The sequence below is a fragment of the Streptomyces sp. NBRC 110035 genome, assembly GCF_000829695.1.
GTDB lineage: Bacteria > Actinomycetota > Actinomycetes > Streptomycetales > Streptomycetaceae > Streptomyces.
Window position 1 is genome coordinate 1 of the sequence record NZ_BBNN01000033.1, and the last position, 22,477, is coordinate 22,477.

The following is a 22,477-nucleotide window of genomic DNA, read 5'->3' on the forward strand; positions in this document are numbered from 1 at the left end:
GTGGTCCGCAGGTGGGTGTTGTTGCCGTAGACCTCGTCGCCGGTGACCCAGTCGGCGGTGGTCCCGGCGTCCAGGGCGCGTTCGATCATCCGGGCGGCGAGCTGGGGTTTCGTCGCGAAGGTGTGGGTGTCGGGGATGCCGGCCGAGCGGCAGCGGTCCGGATCGTCGGTCCAGGAGCGGGGGATGTAGAGCTCGCGGTCGATCGCCGTGTGCCCGCGTGGGGCGGAGTAGGCGAGGTAGACGGCGACCTGGCTGTTCTCGATGCGTCCGGCGGTGCCGGTGTACTGGCGCTGGACGCCGACGGTGTGGGTGCCCTTCTTCAGGTCGCCGGTCTCGTCGACGACCAGGACGACGTCGTCGGTGCCGAGGTGATCGGCGACGAAGCCGCGCAGGTCGTCCCGGACTGCGTCGGCGTCCCACTTCGCCCGCGCGAGGAGGTGCTGGAAGCGGTCCGGGGTGGCGTGGCCCGTGTGCTCGGCAAGGGTCCAGCAATTCTTGCGGGGCAGGCCCGCCAGCAGGCCGAGGACGAACTCCCGGGCGTGCCTGCGCGGTTCGACCCGGGCGAACCGGCCGGCGATACCGCCCATCAGGACCTCGAAGGTCTCCCGCCAGCGGGCAGGCTCTATGCTGTGACCCGCGGCCACCAGCTGTTCTTCTGTCTTCACACACCGATGATCACTGGTGGCCGTACGCGTGCCCGCGGCACCCCCTACCAGCAAGATCACGATCTACGGCTGGAGTACTACTGGGCCTGGCACGAACAACAGGAGTACACCCGCAACCACCAGGCTCGCTACCGCAACACCCTCATACTCACCGCCTGATCACACAGACACCCTCAAAAGATGCACACCCAATCCGGTTCCCTCGTCCTGAGAGCGGCCTGCTCCCCGAGGGAGCGCGCCAACTCCTGGGGCGTGGTCCATCAACTCGTGTGGCACACAGGGCGATTCAAAGGAGCTTCACAGCGGACGAGTGACACGCTCGCAGCCGTCGGCCGCAGCCTTGCGGCCGTCACTCGGGCACCGGAGGGTGAACGTGACAAGGCCCTGGATGAATTCTGCACGACCGTCATGAAATTGGCCGACGGCCATCCCCTCGTCCTCGCCGTCGACGACATTCACGAGGCCGACCCCGAGTCGCTGGGCTGCCTCGGGCACCTCGCCCGCCGCATGGTCGCCTCCCGGGTCCTGGCGGTGTTCACCGACCGGCCGCAAGCCCTGCCCCCGTACGCTACCGCGCGGGCCGAGTTCGCCCGGCAGCCCGGATTCCATCAGCTGCGGGTCGGCCCGCTGACCGTCGGCGACATCCGGCTGCTGCTCACCGAGCGGCTGGGCGTGCCCGCCGACGAGGCCGGCGCCGCGGAGTTCCGCGCGGCGAGCGGGGGCAGCCCGCTGCTGACGCGGGCGCTGGTCGAGGACACCTGCAACGCTCTGCAGGGCACGTACACGGGCGCGGCCGCGTTATGGCCGGTCGCCGGGGAGATGTTCGACTCCGCGGTGGTCGACTGTGTCCACCGGGTCAGCGCGCCCGCGGCCGATCTCGCCCGGCACCTGGCGGTGCTGGGGCCGGACGCGCTGTCGGTGCTGCTCGACCGCGACAGCACGAACCCGCCCACCCGGCACCTTCAGGAGCTGACCCAGGCCGGCCTGCTGGCGGGACCGGACTTCCGTCACCCGAGGATGCACACCGTGCTGGGAGGTGAGGTCTCCGCCGAGGAGCGGGCGCGGCTGCACGGGCGGGCCGCCGTACTCCTGCACGACAACGGCGCACATCCGGCCACGGTGGCCGAACACATCGTGGCGGCGGGAGGTATCGCGGAATCCTGGGCTCCCCCACTGCTCCGGGAAGCCGCTATCGAGGCGCTCGCCCAGGACGAGTTCCCCAAGGCGATGCGGCTGTTCGATCTGGCCCACGTCATCTGCCCGGACGGGCCTCTGCGGGCGTCCATCCTGTTCCAGCACACCTTGTCCGCCTGGCAGGTCGACCCGGCCAAGGCCATGCGCCGGCTCCCGGAGCTGAAGGAGGCCCTCCAAGCCGGGCACCTCACGGCCCTGTCCGGTGCGATGTCCCTGATCAAGAACCTGGTCTGGCACGGCTACGTCGACGAGGCGGCGGAGATGCTGCACCTGGTCGACCGGCAACTGGCCGACGAGCCGGACGAGCAGGGCCTTGCCGAGGCCCGCGCGCTGCAGCAGTGGCTGTCCGTGCTGTGCCCGCCGTTCCACCGGCGCATGTTCGGTGAGGTGACCCCCGACGTCACCGAGGAGCTCACTCCTGCGGCCATCGCAGCGCAACCGCGCCTTCAAGCAGCCACCGCTCTGTCCGTCGTACTACGGGGCGGTGAGGCGGAGGAGGCAGTGGTCGGCGCCGCCCACGTATTGGAGATGTCCAGTCTGACGCCGACCCTGGAAACCATTCCGCTGGCGCTGATGACCCTGTTCTATGCCGACCGCACGGAACAGGTCGACGCGTGGTGCACCACGCTGCTGGACGCGGCCCGCGAGCGGAACATCGCACTGCTGTCCTCCCTACGGGCTGCGAACCTCATCCGGCAGGGCCGGCTGCTGGAGGCGGAGACCCACAGCGACCTGGCCCTGTCGCGAATGTCGTCGCAGGGCTGGGGTCTGAGCATCGCCCTACCACTGGCGAGTTCGGTGTACGCGCTGACCGCCATGGGCCGGTACGACGAGGCGCGGGCCCGGCTCTGCCGCCCGGTGCCCAAGGCGGTCTTCCAGACCGTTTTCGGCCAGCACTACCTGTACTCCCGAGGCCAGTTCCATCTGGCTACCGGGCGTCTTCAGGCCGCCCTCGGAGATTTCCTGGCATGCGGCAAGGCCCTGGAGAGCTGGGGAGTAGGCGACACCACGCTTATCCCGTGGCGCACCGGGGTGGCTGAAGCCCGGCTGCGCCTGGGCGAGCCGGACCAGGCCGTCACTTACCTGCAGGAGGAACTGGCCCGGCACAAGAGCAGTCCCCGGGTGCACGGCAACGCCCTGCGCCTGCTGGCCTCGACGATGAAGCCCCGGCAGCGGCTGCAGGCGCTGCAGGAGGCCGTGGACGAACTCCAGGCCTCCGGCAGCGACTGGCTGCTGGCGCACGCCCTGGGTGATCTGGGCCGTGTCTACCATCTGCTCGGGCAGTCCAACCGGGCCCGGGTGATCGTCCGGCGTGCCTACCGGATGGCGAAGAAATGCCATGCCGAGCCGCTCAGCCTGAACCTGCTGCCGGACGCGGAGCGGGCGGCCGAGGGACGGCGCTGCGCTGCCGGGCATGAGGCCTCGGAGCAGGTGCATGACGTGTTGTCCGAGGCCGAGCTGCGGGTGGCCGCCCTCGCGGCGGAGGGCCACACCAACCGGGAGATCGCCCGCCGGCTGTTCATCACGGTCAGCACGGTCGAGCAGCACATGACACGTGTCCTGCGCAAGCTCAACCTGTCCCGCCGTGACGAACTGCCGCAGGGCCTGGACACTATGGGCGGTTCAGCCGCACCGGCAGTGAGTGCAGCCCGCGGATGAGGGTGCTGGTGCGCCAGCGCATGTCCTCGGGATCGACCGCGAGCCGCATGGCGGGGAAGGTGTCGAGCAGCACGCCGAACGCCACCTGCGCCTCCATCCTGGCCAGCGGCGCCCCGAGGCAGTAGTGGATGCCGTGCCCAAAGGCGACATGGCCGCCGGTGGGCCTGCGGACGTCCAGTGTGTGCGGATCCCCGAAGCGCTCGGGGTCCCGGTTGGCAGAGGCCAGTGCCAGCAGTACGAAGTCGCCAGCCGGGATCTTGGCGTCACCGATGCGCAGGTCCTCGGTGGCGCAGCGAAAGGTGGCGTGCTTCAGCGGGCTCTCCAACCGCAGGAACTCCTCGACCGCGCCGGGCAGGAGGGAGCGATCCTGGCGCAGCGCCTCCCATTGGCCCAGGTTCCGCATCAGGTGCAGTGTGCCGTTGCCGAGGGTGTTGACGGTGGTCTCGTGGCCCCCGATGAACAGCAGGAAGGCCATCGAGACCAGTTCGGTCTCGGTGAGCCGGTCGTCGACGTCACGGGCCGAGACCAGCGCGGCGAGCACATCGTCGGTGGGCGTACGGCGCTTGCGCTCGATCAGCTCACCGAGGTACTCAATCATCGCGGTCGAGGCGGCGGCGGTCGCGGCCGGCGAGTCACCGGAGACGAGCGCCTTGGACCAGGACTTGAAGTTTTCCTGCTCTTCCAGCGGCACGCCCAGGAGTAGGCAGATCACCCGGATCGGCAGCGGGAACGCGAACGAGTCCAGCAGGTCCACCGGATCGTCGTCCGGGAGGGCGGCGAGCAGTTCGCCGGTGATCTGCTCGATCTCCGGCCGCAGCTTCTCGATGGCGCGGCTGGTGAAGGCCTTGTTCACCAGCTTACGCAAGCGGGTGTGGTCCGGCGGGTCAGAGTGCAGCATGTGGGTGGCGAGGGCGGAGGAGAAGGCGCCACGCTTGTTGCGGTCCGGCTCGTTCTGCGCGAACAGCCGATCCGTCCGGTTGAGGTCGGTGCTCAACCGGGGGTCCGCCAGCGCCGACCGCACCTCCTCGTAGCCGGTGATCAGCCAGACCGGTAGTCCGCCGCACACAGGGACCCCGGGAGGCATCATCACTCGGTGCGCCGAGCCTTCGGCGTTGAGCCGTGCGTACACGGAGTGCGGGTCCTGCATGAACGCGTCGTCGAGTTCCAGAGGGGCTGAATCCTGAAGCATGGGCACATCCTCGAAAGTGACGGCTCCGGGCCGATCGCGGGTGGCGCTGAGCCTATGTACGCCTCTGGTGGCCGGGCCTGATCTGCGGCGAGATGAGGGGGTGTAGGGGCCTGATAGGGGCCGCCCGCCGGGTCCGTTCAGTGGGTTCCGGCGGGCGGCCGGAGCAGCCTCCGGGCCGGGGGAGGTCACCCGGCGACTGCTGGTCGGGCGCAGCCACCGAGCCGGAGGAAAACACCCGGCAGCTGCTGGTCCGGGGGGCGCGGTCAGTTGCTGGGCGCCAGGTCGCCTTCCGTGGCCCGCGCCTGCTCCGGGGAAGCCTGGGCGGGCTTGCGCAGGTCGATGGTGATCAGCAGGCCGGCGAGTACGGCGGCGAGGGCGGTGATGCCCGCGGCCCACAGGCTCGCGACGGCGTAGCCGTGAACGGTCGCCTCGGTCACGGCCCGTTCACCGCGGCCGCCGCCCGCGATCCGGTCGGCGGTCACGCTGGTGGCGATGGCGTTGAGCAGGGCCGTGCCGATGGAGCCGCCCAGCTGCTGGGAGGTGGAGACGAAGGCCGACACCACGCCCACCTCCTGCGGCGGCACGCGGTAGGTGGCGACGCTGATGCACGGCGAGATCACCAGTCCGACACCGATGCCGAGCAGGATCTGGGTGGGCATCAGCGTCGAGGCGTAGGAGCTGTCGGGGGTGAGCCGGCCGAGGTTGAGCAGGCCCAGCATGGCGATGAACAGGCCCGGCACGACCAGCAGGCGCAGCGGGACGCGGGGCACCAGTCGGGCGGCGATCTGGGTGGAGGTGAGCACCGTCGCCACGGTCGCCGGCAGGATCGCCAGGCCCGTGCGCAGAGGCGAGAAGTCCATCACCACCTGCAACTGGTAGGTGAGGATCAGGAACAGGCCGAACAGGCTGACCATGGCTAGGGCGATGGTCAGGCTCGCTCCCGCCCGGTTGCGGTCGACGACCAGCCGCAGCGGGAGCAGCGGAGCCGGCCCCCTGGCCTGGGTGAGGCCGAACGCGGCGAGCAGGACCACGGCGGTGGCGAGGCAGCCGAGGACGCGGGGCGAGGTCCAGCTGTGGGTCGCCGCCTGGTCGAAGGCGTAGACGAGGGCGAGCATGCCGCAGGCGGAGAGCACCGCGCCGGGGACGTCCACGCGCTGGCGGTTGGCGGGCATCGCCGGCAGCAGCAAGGCCCCGACCGCCACGGCCACGCCGATCGGCACGTTGACGTAGAAGCACCAGCGCCAGTCGAGGTACTCGGTGATCACGCCGCCGCCCAGCAGGCCGATGGCGCCACCGGCGCTGGCAACCGAGCTGAAGACACCGAACGCCTTGGCGCGTTCGCGTGGTTCGGTGAAGGTGGTGGCGAGCATGGCCAGGGTCGAGGGCACGAGCAGCGCGGCGAACACGCCCTGCGCCGCGCGGGCTCCGACGAGCACCTCGGCGTTCGGCGCGGCGCCGCCCGCCACCGAGGCGACGGCGAAGCCGACGGCGCCGGCCACGAAGGCGCGCCTGCGGCCCACGAGATCGCCGACCCGTCCGCCGAGCAGCAGCAGGGCACCGAAGGCGAGGGTGTAGGCGGTGACCACCCACTGCCGGCTCGCGTCCGACATCCCGGTGTCCTGCTGGGCCGACGGGAGGGCGATGTTCACGATGGTCATGTCCAGCATGACCATTAGCTGAGCCAGGGCGATCACCCCCAGCCCCGACCACCGGTAGCGCACCGACCTCTCGGTGGAGGCCGCTGTTGCCTGTGCCATGTCCTGATGTCCTTCCCTCACCGCGGGCGGCGCTCGGTCCGGCCCGTCCGTTTTCCGCTGGCGGACACTAGAGCAGATTCCTTAACCAAGTCAATTCGCAGACTCGGTCATCTGATTGCCCGGGTAAGGGGATGTGCTAGGATGGCCTGGTGAATGCGCCGATGGGCTTGCGGGAGCGCAAGAAACAGCGAACGCGAGAGACGATCTCCGACACGGCGATCACGCTCTTCCTTGAACACGGGTTCGACCAGGTCTCGGTCGTCGACATCGCGGCCGTCGCCGAGGTCTCCAAACCCACGCTGTTCAAGTACTTCCCCACCAAGGAAGACCTGGTCGTCCACCGCTTCGCCGACCACCAGACGGTGAGCAGCACCGTCGTCGCGGAGCGGCCGCCCGGGGTGTCCGCGATCGACGCCCTGCACCAGCACTTCCTGGACGGGTTGGCGGCCCGGGACCCCATCACAGGGCTCAACGACGACGAGGACGTCCTCGCCTTCCACCACCTCGTGTACTCCACGCCCAGCCTGGTGGCACGCGTCAGCCAGTACCTGGCCCAGGCCGAGGAGGCGCTCGCCCAGGCCCTGGTCGACGCGCTGGACTCCGACCGCGAGATCACGGCCGCCCTGCTGGCCGGCCAGGTCATCGCCACCGAGCGCATCCTGGCGTCGGTGAACTGGCAGCGCATCGTCGCCGGCCGGTCCGCTGACGAGGTCTACCCCGAGGCGGTGGCCGACACCGACCACGCCTACGCCCTGCTGCGCCAGGGACTGGCTGGGGCAGCCGCCCAGAAGTGAAACCGCGACGACGACGACGACGCCTCCGAAGAGGCGGCGCCGTCGTCGTTCTGCCGACGTACGCCGGATCAGCCGGCCGCGTCCGCCGGCTGATCCGGGCCATGGCCGTGCTCCTGCCTGGGTAGGTTGTTGTGCCGCTCGATGTAGTCGGCCAGCCGGTCCATGCTGTCCGTGCCGCGCTCCCGGAAGGCCCGTGCCTGGGAGGCCATGTCGGCCGGGGACTTGTTCTGGCCGAGCTTGTACACGCCGTCGATGCGCCCGATCGGGATCTCGAACCTTTGGATGAGCTGAAGGTACTCGTCGAACAGCGCGCTCGCCCGGCGCGGCAGCGACCGGGGCTGCTTCGGTGCGAGCCGGCTCTCCTGGCCCTCGATTAGGTCGTCCAGCTGGCGCATGGTGCGCACCTCGTCCAGCAGCCGCGGCCGGCCCGTGACGTGCACGGCCGCGTACGCCCAGGTCGGGAAGTGCGGCTGGGAGGCGTAGTGGTCGGGCGAGATGTAGGCGCTGGGGGCCAGGAACGCCCACCACCTCGACGTGCAGGCCAGCGCCTCACAGATCGGGTTGCCCCGCGAGAGATGCCCGCGCAGCTTGCCGTAGGGCTAGTCGATCCGGCCGTTCCCGCTCCTGCGCTCACACGACCCGGTCGCGCTGGAAGGGGCACGCACCCCTCGTACGGACGGATGAGCGGGTGCGTTCGCTCCCGGATCAAGTGGCTCTGAACTGCGATTTCATGCCCGCACTGGACTGGCATAGACGTCCCTGGAAGGTCTCTACAACCTGTGCCATGGGGTACCGCTGCAGCCCAAACCGGAGGGCAGCCCCGACAGGCTTCGCTGCGGCCTCAGGTCGCGTCCCACAGGCCGGTGTCCAGGATGCGGGCCGCCTTGGTGATGCTCCCCGGCATCAGATGCCGGTAGGTGCGATACGTCTCCTCGATCGACTTGTGGCCCATCCATTCAGCCACGTCGGTGATCGGTGTCCCGCTCCCGAGCGCGTTCGAAGCGAAGTAGTGCCGGAAGCCGTAGATGCCGACACCGTCCGCTGCAGGCAGGTCCTTGAACAGGGCTGATGCGTTCTCAGGCTTCAAGATTGAGTAGTTGGAGTGCGTGGTCGGTTCGTGACCGGTAGTGGTCGGTCGCGGCGGCGATGTTCGTCCAGCCGGCCTGGCGGATGAGGCCGATGGCGAGGTTGCGGAGGGTCGCCATCGCCCGGGGTGCGGTGCCGGCGCGGACGCGGGAGGCGTCCTCGGCGAAGGTCACATCTCTCACGTGGTGCAGGGCCTCGACCTGCCAGTGTCCGCGGATCAGTTCGGCGATCCGGTCCGGGGTGGCCTGTTCGGGGGCGAGGCTGGTGACCGCGTAGATCGTCTTGATGGTCGTCTTGTTCGTCGTGCGGGTGGTGCGGCGGCGCTTGACCTCGATGGCCTGCACGGCGTGCGGAAAGAGGAGGCTGGGCTGGACGGTGCAGACCTTGAGTCGGCGGATCTCGCGTCGGCCATGGCCCTGTGTGCGGGTGCGGTGCTGGAGCGGGACGTCGCGCCAGGGCAGACGTCGCAGTTGTCGGCGCAGCTTCTTCTGGTTGTCCTTGACGACCAGGATGTAGTGCCCGCCCCGGGTGATGAGGTGTTCTGCATGGCCGGTCTGGGTGTGCATGGCGTCTGCGGTGATGACGCATCCGCGCAGGTCGAGTCGTTCCAACAGTGGGGCGAAGGCGGGGATTTCGTTGCTCTTCGAGGTGATCTGTCGCTGGGAGATCACCGTCTGGCCCTCGTGCAGGACGGCGGTGAGGAGGTGGATGGCCGCCTGCGTGCCCTGGCGGCTGCCACGTACGACCTTGCCGTCGACGGCCACTCCCACCAGCCCCGGAAAGTCGTCGCCGGCCGGGTCGGTGGCGTGCCGGGCCAGCCAGGCGCCCACGGCGTCGTCGAGGACGTCACCGTCCAGACGCGCCAGCAGGCGGCCCAGGGTGGTCGCGCGCGGCAGGCGGCGCAGCCCGATCCTTTCCCGCACATCGGGAGCGACGTCGACGGCGTAGCGGGCGATGCCGGCCAGCGTGGTGGCGCCGCCGAGTACCGCGAGCAGGCACAGGGCGAGCAGCGACCCCAACCGGTAGCGGCGGCCCCGCACCCGCCGCGGATCGGGCAGCCGGTCCAGCACGTCGGCCAGGGAGGTGAGTTCGGATGGTCCGGCAGGCAGGTGCAACAGGTCGACGTCCCGGCGGTGGCGCTGGAGAACATCGATCAGGGAAGATGACACGCGAACGCGACCCCTGTTCGTGATCAAAGGCTTCGAGAACCTTGATCATCAGGGGTCGCGCTCGCCGTCTCCAGCCACGGACAAGCAGGCCATCACGGCACGCCAGCACACGAGTTGCTCATCTCGCTATGTGAGAACGCACGCGCCCTGGTTGGCGAGCATGTACTCGAATTGCTCGTCCTCATGGCCGTCCTGGGTGAAGGAATTGCCGAAGTGAATATTGGAGGCGGTCTGGCCCTTCAGCAGCATGTCAGATCGGCAGATCGCGTACGACTCGGCATTCAGCTCTTGTCCGAAGACGTTGACGCGCGCGTTGGGGTTGAGCGTCTTGATGTGGTCCTGGGCCGCGGAGAGCATGCCGCCGGTGCCGCAGGCCGGGTCCAGGATGTCGACCACCGGGGCGGCTCCAGTGAGGCGCTCGCCGTCCGGGGCCAGCAGCAGTTCGACCATCAACTCGATGACCTCGCGCGGGGTGAAGTGTTCACCGGCGGTCTCGTTCGAGGCGTCCGCGAACTTGCGGATCAGCTCTTCGAAGACGTAACCCATGTTGTGGTTGTCCACGGCCGCGAGGCTCAGGTCGATGCCAGCGAACTTCTGGACCACGAGGTAGAGCAGGCCGGCCTTGGCCAAGCGGTCGATCTGCAGATGGAAGGCATAGTGGTCGAGGATCTCGGTGGCCTCCGAAGAGAAGCCGCCGATGAAGTCCTTGAGATTCTTCTCGACCTTTTGCGTGTCCGGGTCCGCACCGATGGTGGCGAAGGTCTGGCGGGAGAGGTTGTAGAAGTCGCGGCCGGCTGTGGCACGCAGGACCGCATCCTTGTTCTGACCCGCGAAGGACTCAGCCCGTGCCCATACGGCCTCGCGGGTGTCCTTCATCACGCAGTCCATGCGCCGCAGAAGCGTCATCGGCAGGATGACCTTGCCGTACTCGGAGCGCTTGTAGTCGCCCCGTAGCAGGTCGGCGACCGACCAAATGAAGTCGGCCAGCTCCTGATTCTTGTCGCTCACACGCCACCTTCTTGTGTTGTTCCGCTGCGAGGGCCCGGCTGCTCGCACCGTACTGGAGAGGTCTGACAGGGCTAGCGTACGGAAACCGGACGGGCCGCGAGGCTGCGGCCGATGATCTCAAGATGGCCGGAAGCATGCGCCGGTTGCCATCAGGGCCGCCGACGCTGGGGTGGGCCCGCCTGGTCACCTACCAGCCGAATTCCATCTGGATGGGGATGCCGTCCACAGTTTCGGTCTGTGCTTGTGGAGTGACCTCGACCGGCACGCCAAGCTGGGTTGCGATAGGGGTGTACAGGTCGGTGGAGACCTCTGGGGTGCGCAGGGAGATCAGGAGGGCGTAGCTGACAGGGAGACCGATTCGGTCATTGCGCTTGTTCGCCTTCCACCAGCCGCCCACCGGGTAGACCGCGAGCGTGCCGCAGTCGGCGAGTTCGGCCGCTGATCCGCGCCAGATGTCTGCGTGCAGGGAGCCGAGATTGCGGAATCGGGGGCCGACCAGCCAGTGGCTGTGGGACTCGAACGCTTTCGGGTTGCCGATCCCGTCACTTTCGTGTTCTGCCTGTTCAGCCAACCGCCTCTGGAAGGCGTCGCCTGATTCGGTGGGGCCCTTGATGGCGAAGCGCAAACCGTGCGAGGCGTAGCTGTAACGGCCGAGCATGCCACGCCGGCCGGGGTTGGGTTCGATCATGTAGGCGAGCGTCACTCGCAGGTCCACGGTGGTCTCGGCCAGCTCGCGCAGCTGCTCCAGCGGCCATGGCAGTTCGTGCAGCTTGAGTTCGGCCAGTCGGACCTGCCCGCCCTTGACCCTCTTGAACGGCACCAGGGTGTTTTGAATGATCATCGTGACGGCGTTGGAGGCGCTGCTGCGTATACGTTCGGCGGTGGGTACGCCCCAGCCGTAGCGGCGAATCACCTGCCGCATGACCTCCCCCTTGGCCAGTCTGGGAGTACCGGTCTTCTTGAAAAGGCCCTGTTCGACCATGGCCGGCGTCCATTGTGCTTCGTGGACGAGCAGGGCGCGGACCGCCTCCGGCCGTAGTCCGGGATAGGTACTCATCGCCGTGGCGGCCAGTGCTGCCGCCTGTGCGGTGGCAGCACTGGTGGCGTTCGTCCAGGTCAGCTGACGCGCGGGGTCGTGGTGGGTGGTTGCCACGCTCACCAGTTCGTGCTGGTCCAGGAAACTATCGTCCGGCGCGACGAGCATATTGCCGCCTTCCAGGACGATGTCGGGCTTGGTGATGGCCGCGTTTGTGAGCGCCACGGAGGTTCGGCTGAATGGCGACAGGCCGCCTTGGACGACGAGCGGCCGATACCCACGGAACACGGGAGTGTCCGGGACGGTATCGAGGTGCGTGCAGGCCCCGACGGTAAGCACGTTGTGCGCCTGGGCAGGTTCCTCGATACGCGATAGGTCGGAGAGCAGCAGGGGATCCAGCGTGCCATCCTCGGTGAGCATCTGATGGGGAACGGCACCGCGGACGTTGCCTGCGCTGACGATGATCAGCCGCGACGCCTCCGGATCCGGTGCGCCGATCAAACCGATGCGGTCGTCTCGCACGGTCACGTCCGTGCCCGCCGCCAGAGCATCCAGGGTGGCCGACCAGAGGGTTGCTGTGCCGTCGACACCGTTCTCGCCTTCCCCGGACTGTCGGGTGACGGCCATCGAGAAGACCCGGGCGGACGGCATGGGACCACCATTGCCGATTTCGGCGGTCGCTACAGCGTTCGCGGTCGTCTCGGCGCAGGTCTGCGGCGACTTTTCCGGCACGTAGCTGTCGTCGAGGATCTTCACGGACTCCAGGCCGTGGCTGAGAACCACTGGGCCTTTCGACTCGAGGGCGGCAGCGAAGTCTCCGAACAGGGCGAGCCCGGCCATCTGCGTGCCGTGTCCGCTGCGGTCGGCTGGTGTACTGCCTGGCAGCACGCTGTAGGCCCGCTCGTGCAGTGCGGGCTTGAGTAGCGAATGTTCCTGGGCTATGCCCGTGTCCAGGATGCATACCGCGGGGGCCTGCGGGTCTGCTGGCTCAATGCGCTCGGCGAGATCTTCGACGAGGTCCACGCGGAAGGCGCGGTCAACGGCGTGGAGGCCCTCAGCAAAGGTCGGCTTGCGGATCTCGGCAGGGCAGGCGTTCGTGGCCAGCAGGACCGTGAGCTCTTCGCCGCTCGTCGCGACATGCGCGACAAGACGCTCGCCCACATGGATCGCCCGGTCGCTCATGCGCCAGTGCCGCTCGCCAGCAAGGGCACGCAGGGTGACAACCGGATCCGTCGGCGAGATCCGTGGATCAAACCACAGCTCCCACCACCGCTCCTCGTCCATGGGCGGCAGGTCCTGCCGCTCCTGCCAGAGGTGCTCCAGAAGCGCTCGGTGGATCTGCTCCATGTTGGCAACCAAGGGGGCCTGCTTGGGGTTGCCTCCGTCGGTGTCCTCGGTGAAGGCGTGGATCCGCTGCGTGAACGAGGTGACCTTGTCGAATGGGACCCAGAGCAGCGCATCCTGCGGACCGTCGTCGGTCTGCGGATGGCTGCTCATGAGGGTCAGGCCCGAGCCGTCGAGACGCTCCAGCGAAAGCGGGTGGTCACGCGCTGCTTCGATCCGCACGGCGAAACCGTCGGGTTGGAACGCGTCGGGGGTCTCGTGGATGAGCTGGGCCGACTCGCGTTCGGCTTTCTCAAGGCCGTCCACCAGTGCAGCAGCGTGCCCGTGACGGTCCTCGCGTTGGGCCAGGTCAGGTCCGCCTCCGCCAGAGGGCTCCGGGCGCGGGGTCAGCGTGGCGGCCCGCCAAGGCACCACCAAGTGCGGGGTCGCTCTTGCGGGCTCAGGCATGGTGGGAGGCGTGCCGCTCGCTCAGCGCTTCCAGCAGCAGCTGCTCGTCCACTACGTCTCGGCCGGCCAGGATGGCCCGCTTGGCTGCCGCTTCCGCCGCTTTGACTAGCTCGGCATGGCTCAGACCGGATGCACTGTCTGTCACGGCGTCCCACCGTACTGTGCCTATATCCATTCCGGCTAGCCGTCGGCGCATGACCTCCACGGCTTGCTCGGGCGTGGGGGGGCCGTACGTGGCGATCATGTCGAAGCGGCGGAAGAGCGCCCTGTCCAGAAGCTGGTGGTGGTTGGTGCCGGCGACGACCAGGCTCTCAGAGGGAGCCTCGTCCAGGAACAGTAGGAACGAGTTCAGGATCCTGCGGGCCTCGCCGACGTCGTTGCCTGCCGCTCGCTCGGCGCCGAGGGCATCGAATTCGTCGAACAAGTAGACAGCGCGGGTCTGGGCGACCGCGTCGAAAACCAGGCGCAGTTTTGCTGCGGTCTCGCCCATGAACCGGCTGATCAGTCCGTCCAGACGGATGGTGAACAACGGCAGCTTCAGCTCGCCGGCCAATGCTGCGGCGGTCATGCTCTTTCCGGTTCCTGGAGGGCCGGACAGCAGGATGCGGTGCACTGGAGTGAAGCCGAAACGCTCCAGCCGGGCTCGCTGACGCTGCTCGTGCAGCACTCGGTCCAGAGACGCTCGTAGCCCCGCGTCCAGGGTCATGTCGTCAAGTTGGGTGTCTGGGTAGCCCGCTGTCAGAAGGCTGGTGAGCTCGCCGCGGGGCTGCACTACCGGGGTTGCGGCATTCCGGCTGCTGGCTCTGCTCTGCTTCTGCTGCGCGGTCTCAACCAGCTCACGCAGTTCTACAGCGAACTTCCCCTGCCCCTGGCGAGCGGACTTTGCCGCCACCTGCAGGGCGACGCTATAGAAGAGGTCGTCGTTGGCTTCGGCGTGGGCTCGCACGAGAGCTTTCAGGTGCTCGGCGTTTGCCGCCATACGCCTGTCACCCTTCCGATGCCAGCTATCTGTGAGAGAGGTCCACCCAGGAGCCGCTGGGCGCCTGCGCCGCCTGCATCGTACGGCTCGAGGCGGCAGAGTGTTGCCTGGACGTTCCCGCTCACCGCCCGTAGCAGCGCACCGTCGATCAGACCCATGCGGCCAACCTGCCCCACAGAGTGGCCATCAGAGCCCTGAGCAGCGACACAATCAGCCTGACACCCCATCAGAACGAGCGTCAAACGAGCGTCACGAGCGTCATTTCAGCGTCAAGATATCGCCCGTAACGCCCACAACGCACATAATGCGCACGCACAAAACCGCAGGTCAGGAGCCCTTCGCGGTGGGTTCGAGGATGGCGACGCACTCCACGTGGTGCGTCATCGGGAACAGGTCGAACGCCCGCAGTGTCCGCACCCGGTACCCCCCGTCCTGGAAGTACGCCAGGTCGCGGGCCAGGGCCGCCGGGTCGCAGGCGACGTACGCGATCCTTCGCGCGCCCAGTGACGACAGGTGCTCCACCGTCTTGCGGCCGGCGCCCGCCCGCGGCGGGTCGAGGACGACGATGTCGACCTCGGTGATGCCGGTGCGGGGCAGGACGGAGTCGACCTTGCCCTGTTCGATGCGGACGCGGGGGAAGTCGGCGAGGTTGTGCCGGGCGTCCTCGACCGCGCGCTTGCCGGACTCGATGCCGAGGACCGCTCCCGCGTCGCCGACCCGGTCGGCGAGGGCGCCCGCGAACAGGCCGGCGCCGCAGTACAGGTCGAGGGCCATGTCGCCCTTGCGGGGCAGCAGGCCCTGCATGACCGCGGTGACCAGGGTGTCCGCCGACTTCGGGTGGACCTGCCAGAAGCCGCCGTTCGCGACCCGGTGGGTGCGGCCGTCGGCGCGTTCCCGGACGAAGGGGCGGCCGTGGACGCGGTGGACCTGGCCGTTGCGCTCGTCGATGCGCAGGACGGAGACCGGGCGGTCGAGTTCGACCAGCGGCAGGCGTGCCCCCGGCTTCGGAGTGAGGACGACCTGGCGGTCCTGCGAGCCCGTCGCGGCGATCGCCTCGACGGAGTCCATGCCGGTCCAGTCCCGCTTCTCGATGCCGAGTTCGCTGACGCCCTGAGCGGCGATCATGCAGTGGTCGATCGGCTCGACCTCGTGCGAGCGGTGCCGGCGCAGGCCCGCGCGGCCGTCGGCGGTCACCGCGTACTGCACGCGCGTGCGCCACTGCGGGACCTGGCCGGCGGGGAGCTTGTCGCCCTCGGCGGGCACGACCGTGCCGTCCCAGCCGGCCTCCTCGGGGGTGAGCCCGGCGAGCCGCTGGAGCTGCTCGGCGACGACCTCGCCCTTGAGCCGGCGCTGCGCTCCCGGCTTGGCGTGCTGCCAGTCGCAGCCGCCGCAGCGGCCCGGCCCGGCGTACGGGCAGGGGGCGTCGATGCGGTCCTTGGAGGCGTCCAGCACCGTGACCGCGTCCGCGCGCAGGAAGCGGGCGCCCTCCTCGCCCTCGGTCACCCGCGCGACGACCTGCTCGCCGGGCAGCGCGTGCCGGACGAACAGCACCTGGCCCTCGGACGTACGGGCGATGCAGTGGCCACCGTGGGCGACGGGGCCGACCTCGACCTCGTACTCCTCCCCCACCAGCGATTTCTTCGGTTCTGCCTGCATGGCGGGGTGACTCCACAACATCGGGGGCGTAGGTGCGGGCGGTGGCCCGCGACAACAGCCGTCCAGTCTACGTGTGCGGGGAGGAGTCCTTCGACCGCTCCGCCGGCCCGCGCCGCACCGACCCCGGTGCCGTCCAGTCCGCCCGCTTGCGGGCGCGCCGCTTGGCCACCTCGGAGGACTGCAGCTGGTACGGCACCGAGGTCACCATCACGCCCGGTGTGAACAGCAGCCGGCCCTTCAGCCGCAGCGCGCTCTGGTTGTGCAGCAGCTGTTCGTACCAGTGGCCGACCACGTACTCGGGGATGATCACGGACACCACGTCCCGCGGCGACTCCTTGCGCAGGTTCTTGACGTACTCGATGACCGGTCGCGTGACCTCGCGGTACGGGGAGTCCAGCACCTTCAGGGGCACCTCGATGCCACGCCGCTCCCACTCCGCGTGCAGCGCCCGGGTCTCCGCCGCGTCGACGTTGACGCTGAGCGCCTCCAGGGTGTCCGAGCGCATCAGTTTGGCGTAGGCGAGGGCGCGCAGCGTGGGGCGGTGGATCTTGGAGATCAGGACGACCGAGTGGACGCGGGAGGGGCGCACCATGTCGGGGCCGGGGCCCTCGGGGGCGGCGATCTCCTCGAAGACGCGGTCGTAGTGCCGTCGGATGGCCGTCATCAGCGCGTAGAAGAAGCACATGCCGAGCAGGGCGACCCAGGCGCCGTGGGTGAACTTGGTGACGAGGACGACGACCAGGACCAGGCCGGTGAAGAAGGCGCCGAAGGTGTTGATGGCCCGGGAGCGGATCATGTGGCGGCGTGCGGCCCGCTGCTTCTCGGTGGTCAGCAGGCGGTTCCAGTGCCGGACCATGCCGATCTGGCTGACGGTGAAGGAGACGAAGACGCCGACGATGTACAGCTGGATCAGGTGCGTGGTGCTGGCGCCGTAGGCCCACACCAGCAGGACGGCCGCGCCGGCGAGCAGCACGATCCCGTTGGAGAAGGCGAGCCGGTCGCCGCGGGTGTGCAGCTGGCGCGGGAGGTAGCGGTCCTGGGCCAGTATCGAGCCGAGCAGCGGGAAGCCGTTGTAGGCGGTGTTCGCGGCGAGGAAGAGCACCAGCGCGGTCGCGGCGGCCAGGACGAGGAACGGCAGGCTGCCCTCGCCGAACACGGCCTCGGCGACCTGCGAGATCACCGGGTGCTGTACGTAGTCGGGGCCGACCGGGACGCCGTCGCGGAACAGTTCCGTGGCCGGCTTCTCGGCCATGCGGACGTCGGTCGCGAGGGCCAGTGCGATGATGCCGCAGAACATGGTGACGGCGAGCAGGCCCATCATGGCGAGCGTCGTCGCCGCGTTCCTGGACTTGGGCTTGCGGAAGGCCGGTACGCCGTTGGAGATCGCCTCGACGCCGGTGAGCGCGGCACAGCCGGAGGAGAAGGCGCGCAGCAGGAGGAAGACCAGGGCGAAGCCGGCCAGGCCCTGGTGGTCGGGGTTGATCTCGTAGTCCGCCGTGGGTGCCCGCATGTCGTCGCCGAGCACCACCGAGCGGAAGGTGCCCCACGCGATCATGGTGAAGACGCCGGCGACGAACACGTACGTGGGGATCGCGAAGAGGGTGCCCGACTCGCGCACGCCCCGCAGGTTCATCAGCGTCAGCAGCACGATCACGCCGATCGCGCAGGCCACCTTGTGCTCGACGACGAACGGGATCGCCGAGCCCAGGTTCTCGATGCCGGCGGAGATCGACACGGCCACGGTGAGGACGTAGTCGACGAGCAGGGCGCTCGCGACGGTCAGGCCCGCCCGGGGGCCGAGGTTGGTCGTCGCCACCTCGTAGTCGCCGCCGCCACTGGGGTAGGCGCGCACGTTCTGCCGGTAGGAGGCGACCACGGTGAACATCAGGACGACGACCGCGACCGCGATCCAGGGGCTGAAGTGGTACGCCGACAGACCCGCGACGGAGAGGACGAGCAGGACCTCACCGGGCGCGTACGCCACGGACGACAGGGGGTCGGAGGCGAAGACGGGAAGGGCGACGCGTTTGGGCAGAAGCGTCTCGCCCAGTCGGTCGCTGCGCAACGCGCGCCCGATGAGAATGCGTTTGGGCACGTCGGTCAGTTTGGACACAACAGTGGATCGTAGGCCTTGGTACAAGGAGCGACCCACCCACCACCCACTTCCATACGGCTTCCGTACGGCACTCCGTACAGCACTCCGTACGGCACTCGGGTGCACCGCCGGGTTGCGGGGCGTCCGTGCCTCTGCTCTCCGGGTGAAAAGGCGGGGTGACGGCGTTGCGGGTTCCGCGAAGCCCACTGATTCCATGCCTATATGACTGGGCCCCTGTCCGTTACCGCCGGGCCCTGCCCGCCGGCCCTGTCCGCCGCCGCTCCGTGGAGGTCCCCATGTACGCGCCCGCAGAACTGATCGGTGCCCTCGCCGCGCTGCTCGGCCTCGGGATCCTGACCCTGGCGAGCGTGCGCAGCATCACCCGCCGCTGACCGTCTCCCGGTACGGATACGTTGGTCCCGGGTACCCGGGACCGGGCCCCGGAGGAGATCGGGAACGCGCCGTCCCGGCATGATGTTGCCCCGCGGCCCGTCATCGGGCCGCCGCGGGTTGCCCGGCGAGCCGAAAGAAGGACATGAGCACGATGGTCACGAGGGTCATGAAGGTCGACGGGCCTGCAGGAAGCGCGGTGTGACGCGATGCATGTTGTGATCATGGGGTGCGGGCGGGTGGGTTCCGCCCTGGCCCAGACCCTGGAGGAGCAGGGGCACACGGTCGCCGTGATCGACCGGGACCCCACCGCCTTCCGCCGGCTGGGCTCCTCGTTCAGCGGCCGCCGGGTCACCGGGATCGGCTTCGACCAGGACACCCTGCGCGAGGCGGGCATCGAGGACGCGGGCGCCTTCGCCGCCGTCTCCAGCGGGGACAACTCCAACATCATCGCCGCGCGGGTGGCCCGCGAGATGTTCGGCATCGAGAACGTCGCCGCCCGTATCTACGACCCCCGCCGCGCGGAGGTCTACCAGCGCCTGGGCATCCCCACGGTGGCGACGGTCCGCTGGACGGCCGACCAGATGCTGCGCAGGCTGCTCCCCTCGGGCGCCGAGCCGCTGTGGCGCGATCCGACCGGCGGTGTGCAGCTCGCCGAGGTGCACACCTCGCAGGCCTGGGTGGGGCACCGGATCAGCCGGCTGCAGGACCGGACCGGCGTCCGCGTGGCCTTCCTCACCCGGCTCGGTGAGGCGATCCTGCCCAGCTCCCAGACGGTGTTGCAGGAGGGGGACCTGGTGCACGTGATGATGCGCACCGACGAGATCGACAAGGTCGAGGCGGTATTCGCCAAGGGTCCCGAAGAGGAAGGCGGTCAGTGATGAGGGTCGCCATTGCCGGAGCCGGCGCGGTGGGCCGCTCGATCGCGGGCGAGCTGCTGGAGAACGGGCACGAGATCCTGCTCATCGACAAGGCGCCGACCGCCATCTCGGTGGAGCGGGTGCCGCAGGCCGAGTGGCTGCTCGCCGACGCCTGCGAGATCACGTCCCTGGACGAGGCGGCGCTCCAGCGCTGCAACGTCGTCATCGCCGCGACCGGCGACGACAAGGTCAATCTGGTCGTCTCCCTGCTGGCCAAGACGGAGTACGGCGTTCCGCGCGTCGTCGCCCGGGTGAACAACCCCAAGAACGAGTGGCTGTTCAACGAGTCCTGGGGCGTGGACGTGGCCGTCTCCACCCCGCGTCTGATGTCGGCCCTGGTCGAGGAGGCGGTCAGCGTCGGCGACCTGGTCCGGCTGCTGCACTTCAGCCACGGGGACGCCAACCTGGTCGAGCTGACCCTGCCGGAGGAGTCGGCGCTGGCCGGCACCCAGGTCGGCGACGTCCAGTGGCCGCAGGACACCTCCCTGGTCACGATCATCCGCGGGACGCGCGTCCTCACCCCGACCCGGGAGGACTCGCTCGAGGCGGGCGACGAACTGCTCTTCGTGGCCGCCCAGGCCCGCGAGGAGCAGCTGGAGGACCTGCTGTCGGTACGCAGGACCGACACCGCGCGCTAGGCACGCGAGGACGTGAGTGGGGCGCCCGGAGATCTCCGGGCGCCCCACTCACGTACGTGCTCACAGCGCTCAGGGGCGGCGGTGCCGGCCCGTCGTCGTCGCGTCGCCGTCCTCCGCGCGCCGCTCCTCCTCCTGCTCGCGCGCGGCCCGGCGCTCCTCCTCGGCACGCTCCTCCGCCTCCATCTCCGCGAACACGTCGATCGGCGGCGGCGCCTTCGCCAGGAACACCCAGGTCAGGTACACGGCGAGCAGGAACGGCGGGATCTTCAGCGCGACCAGGACCCAGCCCAGCTGTGTCGTGTCCGCCCACCAGTACAGCGGGAACAGGATCGCGCTCTTGCCGAGCAGGATCAGACCCCAGGCCCAACTTGCCTTGGTGTACGCCTTCTTGCGGCCCGGGTTGCGGGTGCGCCAGGAGAGGTTCTCCCGGAAGATCGGGCCCAGCATCAGACCGATCAGCGGGACACCGGCGATCGCGGTGATGATGTACGCCAGGGCCAGGCCCGTGGTGTAGAGCATGCCCGGCAGGTAGAAGTCCTTGGCGTTGCCGGTCATCATCGCGAAGACCACACCGAAGCCGACGCCGAAGACGCCGCTGAAGGCGTGCTTGACGGTGTCCTTCCTCGCCAGCCGGACCACGACCATCGCCAGCGACACGGCGAGCGCCGCGATCGCCGCCATGTGCAGGTTCTTGTTGATGGTGTAGATGCTGACGAACAGGAGACCGGGCAGCACCGTCTCGACCATGCCCCGCACCCCGCCGAACGCCTCGAACAGGGCGGCCTCGGTCACCGCCCGGGCGTCGTCGGCGGATGTGTCTTCGGTTGTCGGCTTGTCGAGTGACGTCACCGGCTACTCCCGTCCGAGGGGTCTCAGTTCGTATTTCGGGTTGAACAGCACCCTGCGGCCTCTGCTCAGGGAGATCCTGCCCGACGCGATCAGTCTGCGCCCCGGTTCGATCCCGACGATGGAGCGCCGGCCGAGCCACACCACGTCCAGCGCGGCGGAGCCGTCGAACAGTTCGGCCTCCAGGGCGGGGACTCCCGCGCGCGGCCGCAGCGTGACCGTGCGCAAGGTACCAGTAACCGTCACTATCTGCCGGTCCTGGCAGTCACCTATTCGTGTACAGCCGGCGGTCTCGGCGTCCTCACGCAGCTCCTCGGACTCCAGGTCCTCCTGGGACGAGGAGAGCCGGTCGAGCATGCGCCGGAACCGGCCCGTCGGTTTCTCCGAGCGAGGAACAGCACCCATACGTGAAGCGTACCGGGGCGCTCCCACGGTTACGCACCCGCTGCCCGCCCGGTCCGAACCGGCCGCTCCCGGCCCCGCGCGCAGCGCACACGCCCCGGGCGGGCGCTCACCGTTCGAAGCGGTACCCCATGCCCGGCTCGGTGATGAAGTGCTTCGGGTGGGACGGGTCGGCCTCCAGCTTGCGGCGCAGCTGGGCCATGTACACGCGCAGGTAGTTCGTCTCCGTCCCGTACGACGGCCCCCAGACCTCCTGGAGCAGCTGCTTCTGCGCCACCAGCCGGCCGCCGTTGCGTACGAGGACCTCCAGCAGGTGCCATTCGGTGGGGGTCAGCCGTACGTCCCTGCCGTCGCGGTGCACCTTCTTCGCGGCCAGGTCGACGGTGAACCCGTCGGTCTCCACCACCAGGGCTCCCTCGTCCCCGTTCTCGCCGGAAGGCTCGGCGCGGCGCACGGCGGCCCGCAGCCTGGCCAGCAGTTCGTCCATGCCGAAGGGCTTGGTGACGTAGTCGTCGGCTCCCGCGTCGAGCGCCTGGACCTTCTCGTCGGAGGCGTGCCGGGCGGACAGCACCAGGATCGGCACCCGGGTCCAGCCGCGCAGTCCCCGGATCACCTCGACGCCGTCCATGTCGGGCAGCCCCAGGTCCAGAAGGACCACGTCGGGGTGGCGGGCGGCGGCCAGACGGAGGGCTTCGGCGCCGTCGTGGGCGGAGTCGACCTCGTACGAGCGGGCCTTGAGGTTGATGACGAGGGCGCGCACGATCGCCGGCTCGTCGTCGACCACCAGCACACGGGTCATGAGGAGTGCCTTTCGGGTTCTGCGGGGCCCGCGGGCTCCGGTTCTGCGGGGTGGACGGGCTCCGGGCCCGCAGGGCTCACAGGCTCCGGGCGTGGTGCCGGCAGGCCCCCGTCGCGGCCGTCGCCGCGGGGGCCGCCGCGCGGAGGGTCGGTGTCATGGTGAGGCCACCGCCGGCCGCGGAGCCGACCCTACGTTCGTGCCAGGCAGCCGAAGGCGCCGGCCGGGACGCGGAGTCCGGCCTTGACGGACCTCTGACGGGGCTGCGGCCGGCTCCGGCCCCGGGTACCGGTCACGGCGACGCCACGGCGGTGCTGCGGGAGGTGCGGCCGGGGGCCCGCGCCGCGGTCGCTCACGGACACCGGGGCCGATGCCGTACAGGGAGTACAGGGGGCTGCCCCCGCGAC

18 protein-coding genes and 1 pseudogene are annotated in these 22,477 nt (G+C 69.3%); 5 read left to right on the forward strand and 14 right to left on the reverse strand.

What is annotated here, in order from left to right; translation table 11 throughout:
* On the reverse strand, positions 1-587 hold a 587-nt coding region (locus TU30_RS22580; protein ID WP_107068551.1), incomplete at its 3' end, for an IS701 family transposase.
* Between the two features lie 84 nt (positions 588-671).
* Here TU30_RS22580 and TU30_RS22585 point away from each other — a divergent pair.
* Together TU30_RS22585 and TU30_RS22590 are read left to right on the forward strand one after the other, a co-directional pair.
* The gene (locus tag TU30_RS22585) at positions 672-824 is read left to right on the forward strand and encodes a hypothetical protein (RefSeq protein ID WP_158719353.1); all 153 of its coding nucleotides are present in this window, start codon (positions 672-674) and stop codon (positions 822-824) included.
* Between the two features lie 249 nt (positions 825-1,073).
* Positions 1,074-3,518, forward strand: a complete 2,445-nt coding sequence (locus tag TU30_RS22590) for a LuxR C-terminal-related transcriptional regulator (RefSeq protein ID WP_158719354.1) — start codon at positions 1,074-1,076, stop codon at positions 3,516-3,518.
* On the opposite strand, the gene TU30_RS22595 is transcribed toward TU30_RS22590, so the two are convergent.
* Both TU30_RS22595 and TU30_RS22600 read right to left on the reverse strand, forming a co-directional pair.
* Entirely contained in the window at positions 3,472-4,707 is a 1,236-nt protein-coding gene (locus TU30_RS22595; protein ID WP_042172898.1) for a cytochrome P450, read from the reverse strand. The two genes, TU30_RS22590 and TU30_RS22595, sit on opposite strands and share 47 nt — an antisense overlap.
* 263 nt (positions 4,708-4,970) lie before the next feature.
* Complete coding sequence (locus TU30_RS22600; protein WP_042172900.1) at positions 4,971-6,464, reverse strand: DHA2 family efflux MFS transporter permease subunit; 1,494 nt, start codon at positions 6,462-6,464, stop codon at positions 4,971-4,973.
* Positions 6,465-6,613: 149 nt separating this feature from the next.
* On the opposite strand from TU30_RS22600, the gene TU30_RS22605 reads away from it, so the two are divergent.
* Positions 6,614-7,258 (forward strand): TetR family transcriptional regulator, encoded by a 645-nt coding sequence (locus tag TU30_RS22605; RefSeq protein ID WP_042172902.1) that lies wholly within the window; start codon positions 6,614-6,616, stop codon positions 7,256-7,258.
* A gap of 68 nt (positions 7,259-7,326) precedes the next feature.
* Here TU30_RS22605 and TU30_RS32990 read toward each other — a convergent pair whose 3' ends face one another.
* The 8 genes and pseudogenes from TU30_RS32990 to TU30_RS22645 all read right to left on the reverse strand — a co-directional run bounded on the left by TU30_RS32990 (position 7,327) and on the right by TU30_RS22645 (position 18,096).
* Positions 7,327-7,845 (reverse strand): FMN-binding negative transcriptional regulator, encoded by a 519-nt coding sequence (locus TU30_RS32990; protein WP_078878442.1) that lies wholly within the window; start codon positions 7,843-7,845, stop codon positions 7,327-7,329.
* Positions 7,846-8,099: 254 nt separating this feature from the next.
* Positions 8,100-8,321: pseudogene (locus tag TU30_RS22615) on the reverse strand (tyrosine-type recombinase/integrase); the annotation flags it as partial.
* A 13-nt stretch (positions 8,322-8,334) separates the two neighbouring features.
* The gene (locus tag TU30_RS22620) at positions 8,335-9,513 is read right to left on the reverse strand and encodes an ISAs1 family transposase (RefSeq protein ID WP_052479891.1); all 1,179 of its coding nucleotides are present in this window, start codon (positions 9,511-9,513) and stop codon (positions 8,335-8,337) included.
* A 126-nt stretch (positions 9,514-9,639) separates the two neighbouring features.
* Positions 9,640-10,521 (reverse strand): class I SAM-dependent DNA methyltransferase, encoded by an 882-nt coding sequence (locus TU30_RS22625; protein WP_234307957.1) that lies wholly within the window; start codon positions 10,519-10,521, stop codon positions 9,640-9,642.
* A gap of 187 nt (positions 10,522-10,708) precedes the next feature.
* Positions 10,709-13,207, reverse strand: a complete 2,499-nt coding sequence (locus tag TU30_RS22630) for a S8 family peptidase (RefSeq protein WP_052479892.1) — start codon at positions 13,205-13,207, stop codon at positions 10,709-10,711.
* Between the two features lie 133 nt (positions 13,208-13,340).
* Positions 13,341-14,327: an AAA family ATPase gene (locus tag TU30_RS22635; RefSeq protein ID WP_042172905.1), complete on the reverse strand. Its 987-nt coding sequence runs from the start codon at positions 14,325-14,327 to the stop codon at positions 13,341-13,343.
* A gap of 327 nt (positions 14,328-14,654) precedes the next feature.
* Positions 14,655-15,983, reverse strand: coding sequence for a class I SAM-dependent RNA methyltransferase (locus TU30_RS22640; protein ID WP_042172907.1), 1,329 nt, complete (start codon positions 15,981-15,983; stop codon positions 14,655-14,657).
* A 67-nt stretch (positions 15,984-16,050) separates the two neighbouring features.
* A complete protein-coding gene (locus TU30_RS22645; RefSeq protein ID WP_042172909.1) occupies positions 16,051-18,096 on the reverse strand; it encodes an APC family permease in 2,046 nt (681 codons plus the stop codon).
* Positions 18,097-18,677: 581 nt separating this feature from the next.
* On the opposite strand from TU30_RS22645, the gene TU30_RS22650 reads away from it, so the two are divergent.
* Together TU30_RS22650 and TU30_RS22655 are read left to right on the forward strand one after the other, a co-directional pair.
* Positions 18,678-19,349, forward strand: a complete 672-nt coding sequence (locus tag TU30_RS22650; RefSeq protein WP_042172911.1) for a TrkA family potassium uptake protein — start codon at positions 18,678-18,680, stop codon at positions 19,347-19,349.
* Positions 19,349-20,026, forward strand: coding sequence for a TrkA family potassium uptake protein (locus TU30_RS22655; protein ID WP_042172914.1), 678 nt, complete (start codon positions 19,349-19,351; stop codon positions 20,024-20,026). Before TU30_RS22650 ends, TU30_RS22655 begins: the two co-directional genes overlap by 1 nt.
* A 69-nt stretch (positions 20,027-20,095) precedes the next feature.
* Here TU30_RS22655 and TU30_RS22660 read toward each other — a convergent pair whose 3' ends face one another.
* The 3 genes from TU30_RS22660 to TU30_RS22670 all read right to left on the reverse strand — a co-directional run bounded on the left by TU30_RS22660 (position 20,096) and on the right by TU30_RS22670 (position 22,073).
* On the reverse strand, positions 20,096-20,875 hold the full coding sequence (locus TU30_RS22660; RefSeq protein WP_042172916.1) for a DUF3159 domain-containing protein: 780 nt from the start codon (positions 20,873-20,875) through the stop codon (positions 20,096-20,098).
* 3 nt (positions 20,876-20,878) lie between these two features.
* On the reverse strand, positions 20,879-21,277 hold the full coding sequence (locus TU30_RS22665; RefSeq protein WP_078878444.1) for an OB-fold nucleic acid binding domain-containing protein: 399 nt from the start codon (positions 21,275-21,277) through the stop codon (positions 20,879-20,881).
* Positions 21,278-21,383: 106 nt separating this feature from the next.
* Positions 21,384-22,073, reverse strand: a complete 690-nt coding sequence (locus TU30_RS22670; RefSeq protein WP_042172921.1) for a response regulator — start codon at positions 22,071-22,073, stop codon at positions 21,384-21,386.
* Positions 22,074-22,477: the final 404 nt, after the last annotated feature.

Coding starts and splice junctions, on each gene's coding strand:
- TU30_RS22585 (WP_158719353.1), top strand. CDS start 672: ATGATCACTGGTGGCCGTACGCGTGCCCGCGGCACCCCCTACCAGCAA.
- TU30_RS22590 (WP_158719354.1), top strand. CDS start 1,074: ATGAAATTGGCCGACGGCCATCCCCTCGTCCTCGCCGTCGACGACATT.
- TU30_RS22595 (WP_042172898.1), bottom strand. CDS start 4,707: ATGCTTCAGGATTCAGCCCCTCTGGAACTCGACGACGCGTTCATGCAG.
- TU30_RS22600 (WP_042172900.1), bottom strand. CDS start 6,464: ATGGCACAGGCAACAGCGGCCTCCACCGAGAGGTCGGTGCGCTACCGG.
- TU30_RS22635 (WP_042172905.1), bottom strand. CDS start 14,327: ATGGCGGCAAACGCCGAGCACCTGAAAGCTCTCGTGCGAGCCCACGCC.
- TU30_RS22640 (WP_042172907.1), bottom strand. CDS start 15,983: ATGCAGGCAGAACCGAAGAAATCGCTGGTGGGGGAGGAGTACGAGGTC.
- TU30_RS22650 (WP_042172911.1), top strand. CDS start 18,678: ATGCATGTTGTGATCATGGGGTGCGGGCGGGTGGGTTCCGCCCTGGCC.
- TU30_RS22655 (WP_042172914.1), top strand. CDS start 19,349: ATGAGGGTCGCCATTGCCGGAGCCGGCGCGGTGGGCCGCTCGATCGCG.
- TU30_RS22665 (WP_078878444.1), bottom strand. CDS start 21,277: ATGGGTGCTGTTCCTCGCTCGGAGAAACCGACGGGCCGGTTCCGGCGC.
- TU30_RS22670 (WP_042172921.1), bottom strand. CDS start 22,073: ATGACCCGTGTGCTGGTGGTCGACGACGAGCCGGCGATCGTGCGCGCC.